At 62.0% G+C, this 12,749-nt stretch carries 12 protein-coding genes; 3 read left to right on the forward strand and 9 right to left on the reverse strand.

The window, feature by feature from the left end:
• The first annotated feature begins 64 nt into the window (after positions 1 to 64).
• Both RB216_RS13520 and RB216_RS13525 read left to right on the forward strand, forming a co-directional pair.
• Positions 65 to 1,087, forward strand: a complete 1,023-nt coding sequence (locus RB216_RS13520) for an alcohol dehydrogenase catalytic domain-containing protein (protein WP_101272077.1) — start codon at positions 65 to 67, stop codon at positions 1,085 to 1,087.
• A gap of 2 nt (positions 1,088 to 1,089) precedes the next feature.
• Positions 1,090 to 2,568, forward strand: a complete 1,479-nt coding sequence (locus RB216_RS13525; protein WP_150675469.1) for a class I adenylate-forming enzyme family protein — start codon at positions 1,090 to 1,092, stop codon at positions 2,566 to 2,568.
• On the opposite strand, the gene RB216_RS13530 is transcribed toward RB216_RS13525, so the two are convergent.
• The 3 genes from RB216_RS13530 to RB216_RS13540 form a co-directional block, all read right to left on the reverse strand.
• Entirely contained in the window at positions 2,565 to 3,347 is a 783-nt protein-coding gene (locus tag RB216_RS13530; protein WP_012723440.1) for an IclR family transcriptional regulator, read from the reverse strand. The genes RB216_RS13525 and RB216_RS13530 overlap by 4 nt on opposite strands.
• A gap of 102 nt (positions 3,348 to 3,449) precedes the next feature.
• The gene (locus RB216_RS13535) at positions 3,450 to 4,283 is read right to left on the reverse strand and encodes a CmcJ/NvfI family oxidoreductase (RefSeq protein ID WP_043205147.1); all 834 of its coding nucleotides are present in this window, start codon (positions 4,281 to 4,283) and stop codon (positions 3,450 to 3,452) included.
• A gap of 15 nt (positions 4,284 to 4,298) precedes the next feature.
• Entirely contained in the window at positions 4,299 to 5,027 is a 729-nt protein-coding gene (locus RB216_RS13540; protein ID WP_248132884.1) for an SDR family NAD(P)-dependent oxidoreductase, read from the reverse strand.
• A gap of 304 nt (positions 5,028 to 5,331) precedes the next feature.
• On the opposite strand from RB216_RS13540, the gene RB216_RS13545 reads away from it, so the two are divergent.
• Positions 5,332 to 6,411 carry a sigma-54 interaction domain-containing protein gene (locus tag RB216_RS13545; RefSeq protein WP_214498248.1) on the forward strand — a complete coding sequence of 360 codons (1,080 nt, stop codon included), beginning with the start codon at positions 5,332 to 5,334 and terminating at the stop codon, positions 6,409 to 6,411.
• 7 nt (positions 6,412 to 6,418) lie between these two features.
• Here the strand turns inward: RB216_RS13545 and RB216_RS13550 are convergent, their stop codons facing one another.
• From RB216_RS13550 to RB216_RS13575, 6 genes are read right to left on the reverse strand one after another with little or no spacing between them, the layout of a single operon-like run.
• Positions 6,419 to 7,555, reverse strand: a complete 1,137-nt coding sequence (locus RB216_RS13550; protein WP_150054153.1) for an LLM class flavin-dependent oxidoreductase — start codon at positions 7,553 to 7,555, stop codon at positions 6,419 to 6,421.
• Entirely contained in the window at positions 7,548 to 8,525 is a 978-nt protein-coding gene (locus tag RB216_RS13555; RefSeq protein ID WP_308908815.1) for an LLM class flavin-dependent oxidoreductase, read from the reverse strand. The genes RB216_RS13550 and RB216_RS13555 overlap by 8 nt, the downstream gene beginning before the upstream one ends.
• A gap of 16 nt (positions 8,526 to 8,541) precedes the next feature.
• On the reverse strand, positions 8,542 to 9,519 hold the full coding sequence (locus tag RB216_RS13560) for an LLM class flavin-dependent oxidoreductase (protein WP_308908816.1): 978 nt from the start codon (positions 9,517 to 9,519) through the stop codon (positions 8,542 to 8,544).
• Positions 9,516 to 10,496 carry an LLM class flavin-dependent oxidoreductase gene (locus RB216_RS13565; protein ID WP_308908817.1) on the reverse strand — a complete coding sequence of 327 codons (981 nt, stop codon included), beginning with the start codon at positions 10,494 to 10,496 and terminating at the stop codon, positions 9,516 to 9,518. Before RB216_RS13565 ends, RB216_RS13560 begins: the two co-directional genes overlap by 4 nt.
• A complete protein-coding gene (locus RB216_RS13570) occupies positions 10,493 to 11,407 on the reverse strand; it encodes a 5'/3'-nucleotidase SurE (RefSeq protein ID WP_308908818.1) in 915 nt (304 codons plus the stop codon). The genes RB216_RS13565 and RB216_RS13570 overlap by 4 nt, the downstream gene beginning before the upstream one ends.
• The gene (locus RB216_RS13575; RefSeq protein WP_308908819.1) at positions 11,404 to 12,738 is read right to left on the reverse strand and encodes an LLM class flavin-dependent oxidoreductase; all 1,335 of its coding nucleotides are present in this window, start codon (positions 12,736 to 12,738) and stop codon (positions 11,404 to 11,406) included. The genes RB216_RS13570 and RB216_RS13575 overlap by 4 nt, the downstream gene beginning before the upstream one ends.
• Between the last annotated feature and the right edge of the window lie 11 nt (positions 12,739 to 12,749).

A 12,749-nucleotide genomic window follows, 5' to 3' on the forward strand; every position in this document is an offset into this window, starting at 1 on the left:
ACAATGCAAACAAGATGTTTGTTATATGAACATATTCTTATCGGGTCAGAAACGGTTATAAAAAATGAAAGCCATAGTTCTAAAAGCCTTCGGCGGGCCGGAGCAATTGCAGCTCGAGGAGGTGCCTACGCCTCAGGTGGGTGCGGCTGAAGTGCTGGTCAAAGTAGCGGCTGCAGGGGTTTGCCATCACGACGTGCTGCATCGCGCCGGGCACTTGCCAGGGGCGCACACGGGCGTGGTGCTCGGCCATGAAGTGGCGGGTGAAGTGGTTGAGGTCGGCGCCAACGTGCATCAACTGGCGGTCGGTGCCCGTGTCGTGGTCTATCAGCGCCGTTTTTGCGGCCAGTGCCGCGACTGCCTGCGCGGGCGCCAGGACCTGTGCCGCGCCTTGGGCCTGCCATCGGTGGATACCGAGGGTGCCTACGCCGAATACCTGCGGGTGCCGGCGATTTCCGCCATCGAACTGCCCGACGGGTTGGACTACGTGCAGGCCGCCTTGGCGTCCTGCCCGATTGGCACCAGCGTGCGCGCCCTGCTCGGCGAGGCGGCGCTTAAACCTGGCGAAAGCGTGTTGATCAACGGCGCCAGCGGTGGCCTGGGCGCCCATCAGATTCAATTGGCCAAAGCCTTTGGCGCACGGGTGATCGCCGTGACGGGCAGCGCCGACAAGCGCGACTTTCTCCACCGCCTGGGGGCCGACGAGGTGATCGTCAGTGCCGGCAGCTACAGCGCCGAGGTGTGGAAACTCACCGGCAAACGCGGCGTGGACGTGGCCATGGAAAACCTCGGCAGCACGTTGGAAGACACCCTGCGCAGCATGGCCCTCGGCGGGCGCGTGGTGGTGTTGGGTAACGTCGCACCGGCCAGCGTGCCGATCAACCCCGGCTTGTTGATTGGCCGTCGCCTGCGGGTGCAGGGTTCGGGCAGCGCGACGCTGGAAGAAGTGCGCCTGGCACTCGCTTTGATCAAGGGCGGGCAGGTCAAGCCGCTGATCGACCGCGTGCTGCCGTTTCACCAGGTGGCCGAGGCCCATGCGCTGTTGGAATCGCGCCAGGTCAGCGGGCGCATTGTGTTGAGTGGGTGGTAAACATGGATATCAGTACGCTGCTCAGCCAGGCCGCCTGTAAATGGCCGGACCAGATCGCACTGCACGAACCGGCCAGTGCGCGCACCTTGACCTTCGCCGAGCTGGATCGCGCCCTCAGCGGCGTCGGCCAGGCCCTGGACCACTTGCAGATCGCGCCTAGTGCGCGGGTCGCGCTGCTCGCCGACGCGAGCCTCGACTACTTGCTGGCCGACTACGGCTGCATGGCCAGCGGCCGTGTGCGCGTGCCGCTGGATCCGGCCCTGGCGCTTGATGAACTGCTTGCTCAGCTACAGGACGCGGGCGCTGCCTTGCTGCTGTTTTCCGAGCAGTACGCCGGTGTGGCGCAAGGCTTGGGCATCCGTTGCGTGCCGCTGCACACCGTCACCGAATCCAACCCCGTCGACAACCTCCCACGCCCAGCGCAATCACCCCAGGCGCTGGCCTCGCTCAACTACACCGGCGGCACCACCGGCACGCCCAAGGCGGTGATGCATCGGCATGCCAGCTTGTGCGCGGTGTTGCAGAACATCGTCATGGGCCGCGGCGCCGTGGTCGGCGATGTACTGCTCAACGTCCGCCCGCTATGGCCGATTGCAGCGGTGGCGGTGCTGGCCCATTTGCTCATCGGCGGCCGAGTGGTGTTGGGTGGTCGCTTCGACGGCAAGGCATTCATCGCTCAGCTTACTGAGTACCAGGTGGCGTTCAGCTCTCTTGTGCCTACGCAATTACTGCGTCTGTTGCGCGAAACCGGCCCTGCAGCGGCCGATCTTCCGGTATTCAAGAGCCTCGATATCGGCGCTGCCGCGTTGACCGGCGACGTGCTGGAAGGCTCATGCAGTTTGTTCAGTGAACGCATCGGCGTGCTCTACGGCATGACCGAAGCGCCCTGGAGTTGCTACCTCTCGCCCGCGCAAATGTCGGCGGTGCGCGCGGCCGGCGACAGTGGCGAAGGTGTGGTGGGCCGACCGTTGTTCAGCGCCGCGATCCGTATCGATCAACCGGACGCAAACGGTGTGGGCGAGATTCTGCTCGGCGGCCCGCAATTGATGAGTGGCTACTGGCAACTTGAAGCGCTCAGTGCTAAGACCCTGGACAACGGCTGGCTGCGCAGCGGTGACCTAGGGCGCATTGGCGCCGATGGGCTGCTGCGAGTGCTGGGGCGTTGCAAGGACATCATCCGCAGCGGCGGCAAATCCGTGCAGCCCGGTGAAGTCGAACAGAACCTGCTGAGCCATCCCGGCGTGCAGGACGCCCACGTGTTTGGCCTGGAGGACCTGGAGTGGGGCGAGCAAGTATGCGCAGCCGTGGTATTGGAGGGTTCGCAAGAGCTATCGGCACAGCAGTTGATGGACCACTGCCGCGCCGGTTTATCGCGCTACAAGGTGCCGCGCCGCATTTACTTCATCGACGAACTACCGCGCTCCCACTACGGCAAGGTGCAGAAAAACCGCCTGCTCGCCGCACTGGGCCTCAAGCCCTAAAGGTTGCCCAACTGCGCCGCGATACCTTCACAGGCGCGGCGCACGTGGCTGGCCAGGGAAGAGCCGGGGTGGGTTTCGTCTTCCATCTCAAGCCCGGCAACGACGACCGCGCCAATGGCTTGCCCAGCTTCCACGCGAATCGGAAACGCCACCGAAGACAGGCCCGGCTTGAACTCGCCGTGGCCGAAGGCGAAGTCCTGCTGGCTGCGAATTTGCTCCAGTGCCGGCAGGGCTTTGGCGTAACGCGCTTCGCCGAGGATTGCCTGTGCGGCCGTCTCGCTGTAGGTGGCGAGTACCGCACGCCCGCTGGGGCTGCCGTCGATGGGGAATTGGTCGGCCAGGTCGACAATTACGTTGAGCGGCGTGGTCGGTGTCCACATCCGCTCGATCAACACCACTTGGTCACCCACCGGCACCGACAACGACACAATCGCCTGGCGCTCGCCGATCACCCGTTGCAACTCGATGGCGTAGGGCAGGGCGATCTTGCGCAGGTTCAGGCGGTTCAGGTACGCCGCCGAGTAGATCAGGCATTCCGGGCCGATGCGATAGGTGCCGCCCTGGGATTCGATCAGGCTCCAGTGGGTCAGGGTCTTGAGCAGGCGATGAATGGTGGTGCGGTCTATACCGGTCAGTCGCGCCAGGTCCAGCGCGCTGGCGCCATGCTTGAGGCCCGACAGGGTGCGCAACAGTACGATCGAACGGTCGATAACCTGAACGCGCCCACCGGCGTTTTCCTTACTGCTGGTGGGCGGGGGAGGAGCTGAAGAAATATCCATGGTGGCAGCGGCTTCCGAAATCATTTTGTTCGGCAAGCGCGGATCGCAGGCTTGACCGGTGACCAAGGTTAGCCGCGATCCGTTGCTGGGTGAAGCCTTGATTTACGTGTCGAAGAACACCAGTGCGCGCAATTCGATGCTGCGCCGTGGCGGCGCGTCCTTTGGCGTGGTGGGGTCATCAAATGCGGTGTGTGCACTCAGCCTGGCTACATCCCTCCGCGAATCGTGGATCTTCAACAGTAAGGCCTCGTCTGGTCGCAACTGCGGATAGTAAAACCAGCGGTGAGCCGGGTTAGCCTTGACCGAAAACGTTTCGCCGACCTTGTCGCGATACACCAGGTCGCTGGGCAACAAATCGCTATCGACCATGCTACGCGCATCGCACAAGGCAAGGGGCGTGCTCAGCACTGTCGCGCCGATGGGCCGCCACACATTGATGATCGCAAAGCGTTTGAGCAGGCGCTGTTCGGCTTCGTCTGGGTCGAGGTGGTCGCGCACACGGCGAATCGCCGAGCGTTCGGTCTGGTCGTTGTGCACGTAGCGCACCGGCTCGCGCAGGCCACGCGCCTCACGGCCAGGGTCATCGACGCGAATCGTATGGTCGAAAATCACCACCTTTATCGCACCAGTCTGCTGTTTGAGCAGGGCTTCGGTTTCCGGGTAGTAATGCAGGCGCACCTGTTCGTCATCCTCCAGGTTGACCACTGCGCTGGCGTGCTCGACCTTCTCGAAGCCCTCACGCTGCAGGCTCGCAGATGTATCCAGCAACCGCGCGTTATGGATGGTCACCTGGGTAGGGTCAAGTACGCCGCTGCGCTGGGCCGCGCCATCGGGTGGCGGGTAGGTGTAGTTCACCGGGCGCTCGCCGGTGTCTTTCAGGTAATTGAGCACGCCGAGCACGGAGGCGGGCGCGAGTTGTGTCTGATGGGTTCCCATAACCATCTCCCGGTGTCAGAACGGTTCCTTGAATGGCCGCAAGTCCAGCTCCTGGGTCCAGGCGCTGCGCGGTTGGGTGTGCAGATACCAATAGGCGTCGGCGATGTCTTCGAGCCGCAATGCGCCGTCCTCGCCCAGCTTGGTCAGGTAGTCGGGCGCACGGCTTTTCACGCGCTCGCCATCGATGGAACCGTCGATGACCACATGGGCGACATGCACATTCTGTGGGCCGAATTCCCGCGCAAACGACTGGCTTACCGAGCGCAGCCCGGCCTTGCCTGCCGCAAACGCGGTGTACGGCGGCTTGCCGCGCAGTGAGGCGGTGGCGCCGGTAAATAACAGGCTGCCGCCACCATTGGCGAGCAAGGTGCGGGTGGCTTCGCGGGCGAATAAAAAGCCCCCCAATGTCGAGGCGCGCCAGGTTTGCTCGAACAACTCGGCGCTCAACTCGAGCGCCGGCTTGGACACCGAATTGCCCACGTTGAAGATCGCCGCCCTGAGTGTGCCGAGCTCATTGACCTGGGCGATGGCGGCGAGCACATCGGCTTCGATACCCAAGTCGGCCACGATTGCATTGGCTTTGCCGCCGTTCGCTTCTATATCAGCCACCACCGTCTGCAACTTGTCCAGGCTCCTGCCGCTGACCGCTACGCGGTAGTCCTCGCGGGCAAAACGCCGTGCTAAGGCTGCACCCAGCCCGGCAACCGCGCCGACCCCGGCAATCCACACCACTGATTCAGCCATGCGCCACATCCTCCAATGGGGTAAGTGGCTACCAATCTACCCATGGCCGGGCGGGAGGAATAAGAATATCGACAGCTAAGGTTATGCCCGTCTTTTCACGCGTAGGGGATCAGAAGGCCCGGCCTGCAATTAAGCCCCCTGGATCCTTTCTTATCATTCGCCCATGTAAGCGATTGGCGTATGGCAGGTCGAATAGTGTTCTGGTTGCAAGGTTATATCCTCATGTTTTTTTAATATTTCTTGTTATATGGCGCGAGCAGTAAAGTACTGTTAATTCCTTCATGGCCGCCATTGGAAATTGTCTATGAACATCCCGCGCGGACACCCCAGCCCGATTTTGACATTGCCCCAGGGCGATAAAGATCCTCTTTCAATCCGAGCGAAAGCGCTGGTATTTGCCGACCCCCGGTCTCGGCAGTTGCTGGAGTATCTGCAGCGGGTGGCGCCCAGTGACGCGCCAGTGTTGATCAATGGAGAGACGGGCACCGGTAAGGAGTTGGTGGCGCGCTACATCCATTCGAGCAGTGGCCGCACCGGCGCTTTTATTGCGGTCAATTGCGGTGCGATCAGTGAGACCCTGGCTGAAAGCGAGTTTTTTGGCCATGAGGCCGGTTCGTTTTCCGGAGCTGTCGGTCGGCGAGCCGGCTGGTTCGAGGAGGCAGATGGAGGGACACTGTTTCTCGATGAGATTGGTGATCTGCCGCTGCCTTTGCAAGTTAAATTGCTGCGTGTTCTACAGGAACAGGAGGTGGTTCGGGTCGGCTCGCGCAAACCGATCAAGATCAACATCCGATTGGTGACGGCTACCAACGTCAATTTGGAACAGGCCATTGAAGCTGGCAATTTTCGGCTCGATCTGTTCTATCGAATAAACGTCGCCCAAGTGGAAGTTCTGCCGTTAAGGGCACGTCCCTTGGACATTCTGCCGTTGGTGGAACACTTCAGGAAACTCTACAGCGCCCGCCTTAAAATCAATGAGCCTATGCTTTCGGAGTCGGCTACTCAGGCGCTGCTCGATTATCCCTGGCCGGGGAATATCCGAGAGCTCGAGAACGTTGTTCACTTGGCTTTACTGGTGGCCGGCGACAGACCGGTCCGCCCCGAGCACTTGAAGTTCTCGGCAGGCCTTAGTGCATTGCAAGGCGCAAGTTCCAACGGGGTGCAAAAGCTTCCTCAGGAAGTGCTTCGCGAACAGTTTTTGCGATTGTTCGATGTTCCAGGTGATTCGCTCTTGCACGATATTGAGGAGTTGATGGTGCGCGAGGCTTTTGCCTACTGCGGTTTCAACCAGTTACGCACCGCGCAACTACTGGGTATTACCCGCAACGCCATGCGCACCTTACTGGTCAATCACGGCATGCTCAAAGGTCGAGCAAAACCCTGATCTGCGTTCAACCTTGTTTGACCTGGCTGGGTGGGTTACCTATGCGGCGTAGCTGAGGCAGCAACTGCGCGCCCAGGTGAATCGCTTCCTCCAAATGGGGAAAACCCGACAGAATAAAACTGTCCACCCCCAATTGGTGGTACTCCTCGATTCGCTCTGCCACCTGCGCATAACTGCCGACCAACGCTGTTCCTGCGCCGCCGCGTACCAAGCCTACCCCGGCCCAAAGATTGGCTGACACCTCAAGTTCCCGAGCGCCGCGCCCACGGCCCTGCATCAACTGCGTCTGCCTGCTTTGCCCCACCGACTCATATGCCGCCATCTGCCGTTGTGCATGGTCAATGGTATCCGTTGGGATTTCTTCCAGCAGCCGTTCCACGTGGGCCCACGCCGCGTCGTCAGTGACAGCGGCGAACACGTGCAGACGTAGACCGAAGCGCAGAGTACGGCCTTGGGCGGCAGCCAGGTCACGCATGCGTTGGATGCGTTCGGCGATCATGACCGGCGGTTCGCACCACATCAGATATGTTTGCCCATGGGCCGCACCGACACGCTCGGCGGCTTCGGAGGCGCCGCCAAAGTAAATTGGCGGTACGTGTGCGCCTGGCGCAATCGGCGTTTGAATGCCACTGCGGTAGTAACGTCCCTGATGCGCGGGCGGTTGGGCTGCCCACACGGACTGGAACACCTGCAGAAATTCTGCGGTGCGTGCGTAACGTTCATCGTGTTCGAGAAAATCCCCGAGGGAGCGCTGTTCAAAACGGCTGGAGCCGGTCACCACATGCAACGCCAGACGATTCTCGCTGAGCAGTTGCAACGTCGCCGCGCGGTGGGCGGTATAGGCTGGAAGCTCGGTGCCCGGTCGCAGCGTCAGGAGGAATTTCAGGCGGCGCACTTCCTGGGCCAGCACCGCAGTGATCAGCCATGGGTCTTCAAACCCGGCAGCGGTGGGCACCATGATGCCGTCGAAGCCGGCCTGCTCGGTGGCGCGTACGATCTGGCGCAGGTAGTTCAGCGTCGGTGCACGCTCGCCTTGCTGGAACAATCCGACCTTTGGCAAGCCGCTGCTGGTGAGGTGACGGCCATCGCCATTGGTGGGTAAAAACCAGTCCAGTTGGATCGGTGGGCGTAAATCATCAGTCATGGTGCAGGCGCTCCTTGCGCAAACCCTGTTGGAAAAGCAACGGTAAAACCTGTTCGCCAAAGCGCAGCACTTCGCTGACTGACGGCCCGCCCTCCAGGATCAGGTGATTCAAGCCAATTCCGTGCAGTTCTTGCAGGCGTGTAGCGACTTGTTGCGGGGTGCCCACCAGGATCAGCGGTTGGCCGGCTTCCCTTTGCAGCAGGTTGGGATGCACTTCCCACTGGCGCAGCGGGTGGCGTGCACGGGGCAGGGTGGCCAGGGGTTCTTCGGGCAATTGGGGAGCCGATAATAAAGCGGCGGCGGTCTCCCAGGCGAGGTCTTCGCTGTCGCCGAGGATCAACCCAAATGTGCAGGCAAAGTCGAGCGTAGGTTGGACCTGTCGCCAGTGCTGTATCTCCTGGGCCAGTCGTTGTGGATGGCCAGGCGCTAACAGGCAGGTCTGGGCATGTGCCGCCACCAGCGCATTGCTCTGGGTGTCGTCCAGTAGCAACGATGGGGCGGGTATTTCGCGGCGGGTGAAGCCGGCGTTCTCCAGTTGGAAATAACGGCCCTGATAGTCGAACCCGCCGGTGTTGGAAGCCAGTAGTCGTTGCAACAGTTCCAGATATTCGCCAATGCGTTCGCTGCGTTGGTCGCGGTTGAGCCACTCCCCAAAGGCACTGTGTTCGCTATTGGGTAAATGTAGCCGCACACGGTGGCCGCTGATCGACTGCAGGCTTTGCAGGGTAGTGGCCAGCGCGGCTGGAAGCATCACTTCCGGCGGCACACTCACCGACAACTGCACGCTGCGTGTATGCGCACACAAGGCTGCCGCCACGCCCAGGCTGTCGGCACATAACACGCCGCCGGGAATCCAAAGGCCATCGAGCCCGGCGTATTCCACAGCCTGGGCCAATTGAACCCATTGTCCCGGCCGCGCCGCCCAGTCTGGGGTACACAAGGGCATCAACCAGCTGAATTCCAGGGGCATGCATAAGCTCCATTATTCATGGTTTTTTCCAACCCAAGGCCGGGGCGATATCCTGGGCCAGGATTTCCAAACGTTTGAGTATTTGTGCCTGGGTCGAGCTTTCGGCCTGAACCACAGCAATCATGTAGTCAGCATAAGGCAGCAGCGACGGGTCCTGTTGCAAGCTTTCGATCACTTCATCGGGATGGCCGTGGTGCACGTTCATCAAGCGCAGGTGTTCCTGCAAATCCAAGGCTTCGTCGATCAGGCCCTCACGTCGCAGGCGCGGGATATGCCGCTCGATATCCACCGACAGTTCGGCCTGGGCGCTGGCGCGGTCGATGGCGGGGAAAATCGCACGCACCACGCCGATACGCGGTGCGCGGTCAGTGCGGGACCAGGCTTGCAGGTAGGCGTCCGCCAAAGGCTTTTGCACGGTGAGCGGATCATGGGTGGCGGTGCCCAGCAGCAGTCCATTGCCTTGTCGGGCGGTATAGACCGCGCCGTCAGTGCTGCCGTGGGAATGCCAAAGGCGTTCGCCCAGACCGATGGCAGGCGGTTGCAACGTCAATTCGGCGGTCAGCGGTTTACCTTCCAGAAGGCGCTGTAAACGTTGCTGGCGCTCGGCAAAATCCGCATGGCGCCGGCTTGGGTCGCGATCAAAAGCGCTGAAGTTATCGAGGTTGGCGCCACCACTGCCCAGGCCCAATTGCACCCGCCCGCTGCTCAGAGCATCCAGCACACAGGCGTCTTCGGCCAGGCGGATCGGGTCTTCGAATGGCAACACAATCACCCCGGTGCCCAGTTCGATATGCCGCGTGCGTTCGGCAACGGCCGCCAGCAGCACCAAGGGTGAAGGAAGACGACCAAAGGCATTGCTCAAGTGGTGCTGGGCAATCCAGCCACCGTCGAAGCCGAGGGCTTCAGCCACTTCGAATTGTTCTATCAGGTCGCGGTAGACCTGCTGCGGGTCATCACCAAAAGCGTGGCTGAGGAACCCCAATTTGAACGTCATGAGGAGGCTCCTGTGGGCTGCCAGCCCAGTGCTGGTGCGATGTGTTGGCGGATGATCTCCAGCGCACGGATCGCCTCGCGCAACGGCGTGCTGGTGGTTTGGACTTGAAGGATCAGTTGGTCGTGGGCTGTCAATGGCGGGCCTTGCTGCAATTGCTCGATTATCTGCTCCACCGGGCCGTGCAACACACCGAGGCGCTTGAGGGTGGTGTCGAAGTCAGCGTCCGGCATGCCCTTGAGTACGCCGATTTTTTGCTGGCGTTGCACATAGGCCTGGATATCGCTGCGTGTGGCATCGTCCGGTGCGGCGAGCAACGCCTGCACCCGTGCGACGCGGGCGGGCGTGCCGTTGTCGCCGGTCCAGGCGTTGCGGTAGCGGTTCACCAGTTCAACACCGGCTTGGGCAGGCAAATGCGGATTGGGTGCCATGATCAGGCCGTGGCCACGCTCGGCGACCTGTTCTACCCGCGAAGTGGCTTCCCACAGGCGATGTCTCAAGCCGTTGGCGCGTGGCAACAGGCGTGAGCCGCTGTCGGTCAGCGGCATATTGCCCAGGGCGTTGCGCAGTTGTTGCAGGTGCTGTTCGTAGTCACGATGGCGCGCCTCATGTTCGCGGCCAAACGCCAGGAATGTCTCGGGATCGAAACCCGCGCCAAGGCCCAGTTCCAGCCGGCCATTGCTCAGCACATCCAGCACGGCCGCATCTTCGGCCAGGCGCAGCGGCACTTCCTGGGGCAGTACGACAATCCCGGTGCCCAGGCTGATATGTCGCGTGCGCTGGGCAATGGCGGCCAATAACACCAGCGGCGCGGGCAGGCGCCCGTGTTCACTGGCGAAGTGGTGCTGCGCCACCCAGCCGCTGTCGAAACCCAGTTCTTCAGCGACTCTGAACAGTTCCAGGGTGTCGCGATATACCCTCTGATCAAATTGCGGGCTGTAGACCCGGCTCAAAAAGCCCAGGGAAAAACCGCCACTCATGGCTTCACCTCACGGGCCAATTGCTTTTGCAACGCGGGTCCGGCGTTGATGGATTCCGGCAGGCCACTGAACGGGCTGATGGTCAGGTAGCCCTTGTTCAGCCACACCGCCTCATCGTTTTGCTGCGCGGCAGTCGCGGCGGGGCTGTATTGGAAGCCGATGCCCGGTTTGCCCGGCAGGTTGAATTGCTTGAGGTCATCGGTGTAGCGCGCTTCGAAGCCCACGTAACTGCCCACACGGGTGAGTTTCACGCCCTTGATCTGCGTGTCCTTGGGCAGGTTCATATTCAAGCCCAGTCCCGGCGGTAGCAGGGCTCCGTCGGGTTGGCGATGCCGGTCGAGGGTGTCGACCAGTTTTGCCACCAATTGGGCGGCGCGCTGTGGGTCTTGCTCCTTCAGGTCGGTGCTCACCGCCAATGCCGGAATACCCGATTGCAACGCCACGCTGGCCGCATTGAAGGTGCCGGAAGCCATATTGATCGCCCCAAGATTATTGCCGGGGTTGGGGCCGACGATCACCAGGTCGGGGTGGGGCAGCACCTTGTCCAGGCCCATCAGCAGGGCCATCACCGGCGTGCCGCTGATTTCGATCTGGACCTCTTTGCCGGCGCATTCGGGACTCTGGCACACGCCTTTATCGGAGGTGCTGATGTAGTAGCTGTCGGGGTAAGCGGGGTCGGTATCGTGTCCAACACCCACTTCGCGACCGAAGAAGAACGAACCGCCTCGCGCGCTCTGATCACTCTGGGGCGCGGCGATTTTCACGTTATGGCCCTGGGCTTTCAGCACGGTGTAGAGTGCGCGAATGTTCGGATGCTGATAGCCGTCGTCATTGCTCAGCAAGATGTTCAAGGCGAAGGCTTTGGGGGCGATCAAGCTGGCGAAGGCGAGCATCCAGGCGCTGCGTTTCATGCCCTCTCTCCCGTAAAGCGGTTGTCCGGTCGCGGCAGGCCGAGGTTTTCGCGCAGGGTGGTGCCCTCGTATTCCTGGCGAAACAGCCCACGCGCCTGCAGCAACGGAATCACCTGATCGACGAACACGTCGATGGCGCCAGGGAAGTAGGGGAAGAACACATTGAAGCCATCGCAGGCGCGTGCCTGGAACCATGTCTCGAAGTGATCGGCCACGTCCTCGGCGGTGCCTATCACCGGGTTGCCGCCCGCCAGGCGCAGGTACAGTTGGCGGATGCTGAGGTTTTCCGTGCGCGCCAGTTCCAGCACCTTGTCGCGACGGCTGCCACGTTGGCCCACCGGTGTATCCGGCAACGGGCCGTCAAGGTCATGGCCGGACAGGTCGATGTCATCGCCGAGGGTATCGGCCAGCAGGCGCAGGCCCAGCACTGGGTCGATCAGGGCCTGGAATTCCTTGAACAACGCCTGGGCCTGTTCGCGGGTGTCGGCGATAAATGGCGTGACGCCGGGCAGGATCTTGACGTGGTCCGGGTTACGACCCAGGGCGGCGGCACGGGCCTTGATGTCCTGGTAGAACGCCTGGGCGTCTTGCCGATGATGGGCGTGGGCAAAAATCAGCTCGGCCACACGGGCGGCGAGCTGTTTGCCCGGCTCCGATGCACCGGCCTGCACCAGCACCGGGTGGCCCTGGGGCGGGCGCGCCACATTCAGTGGGCCGCGCACGGAGAAATGCTCGCCGCGGTGGTTGAGGGTGTGCAGTTTGGTCGGGTCGAAATACTCGCCGCTGGCCTTGTCGCGGGTGAAGGCGTCGTCGTCCCAGCTGTCCCACAGGCCCTTGACCACGTCGTGGAACTCTTCGGCGCGCTGGTAGCGGTCGCCGTGGTCCACATGGTGTTCGCGGCCGAAATTCCAGGCTTCATCGGAGACGACCGAGGTCACCAGGTTCCAGGCGGCGCGGCCTTTGGACAGGTGGTCCAGGGAGGCGAACTTGCGCGCGATATGGTACGGCTCGTTGTAGGTGGTGGTCGCGGTGGCGATCAGGCCGATCTTGTGTGTGACGGCCGCCAAGGCCGACATCAAGGTCAGCGGTTCGAAGTGCTCGGCACGGGCGGTACGGCTGAGCGCGTCGTGATGATGTCCCCACAGCGCAACCACGTCGGCGATGAACAGGGCGTCGAACTTGCCGAGTTCGGCGGTTTGGGCGATGTGCTTGAAGTGCTCGAAATCCAGGCTCGCATCGGCCTGGGCCAGTGGGTGGCGCCAGGCGGCGACGTGATGGCCGCTGTTGGCGAGGAAGGCCCCCAGTTTGAGTTGATCGGTACGGCGGGTCATGGACAGGCTCC

The organism is Pseudomonas canadensis, from assembly GCF_030980095.1.
GTDB classification, from domain to species: Bacteria; Pseudomonadota; Gammaproteobacteria; order Pseudomonadales; family Pseudomonadaceae; genus Aquipseudomonas; species Aquipseudomonas canadensis.

Coding starts and splice junctions, on each gene's coding strand:
- RB216_RS13520 (WP_101272077.1), top strand. CDS start 65: ATGAAAGCCATAGTTCTAAAAGCCTTCGGCGGGCCGGAGCAATTGCAG.
- RB216_RS13525 (WP_150675469.1), top strand. CDS start 1,090: ATGGATATCAGTACGCTGCTCAGCCAGGCCGCCTGTAAATGGCCGGAC.
- RB216_RS13530 (WP_012723440.1), bottom strand. CDS start 3,347: ATGGATATTTCTTCAGCTCCTCCCCCGCCCACCAGCAGTAAGGAAAAC.
- RB216_RS13535 (WP_043205147.1), bottom strand. CDS start 4,283: ATGGGAACCCATCAGACACAACTCGCGCCCGCCTCCGTGCTCGGCGTG.
- RB216_RS13540 (WP_248132884.1), bottom strand. CDS start 5,027: ATGGCTGAATCAGTGGTGTGGATTGCCGGGGTCGGCGCGGTTGCCGGG.
- RB216_RS13545 (WP_214498248.1), top strand. CDS start 5,332: ATGAACATCCCGCGCGGACACCCCAGCCCGATTTTGACATTGCCCCAG.
- RB216_RS13550 (WP_150054153.1), bottom strand. CDS start 7,555: ATGACTGATGATTTACGCCCACCGATCCAACTGGACTGGTTTTTACCC.
- RB216_RS13555 (WP_308908815.1), bottom strand. CDS start 8,525: ATGCCCCTGGAATTCAGCTGGTTGATGCCCTTGTGTACCCCAGACTGG.
- RB216_RS13560 (WP_308908816.1), bottom strand. CDS start 9,519: ATGACGTTCAAATTGGGGTTCCTCAGCCACGCTTTTGGTGATGACCCG.
- RB216_RS13565 (WP_308908817.1), bottom strand. CDS start 10,496: ATGAGTGGCGGTTTTTCCCTGGGCTTTTTGAGCCGGGTCTACAGCCCG.
- RB216_RS13570 (WP_308908818.1), bottom strand. CDS start 11,407: ATGAAACGCAGCGCCTGGATGCTCGCCTTCGCCAGCTTGATCGCCCCC.
- RB216_RS13575 (WP_308908819.1), bottom strand. CDS start 12,738: ATGACCCGCCGTACCGATCAACTCAAACTGGGGGCCTTCCTCGCCAAC.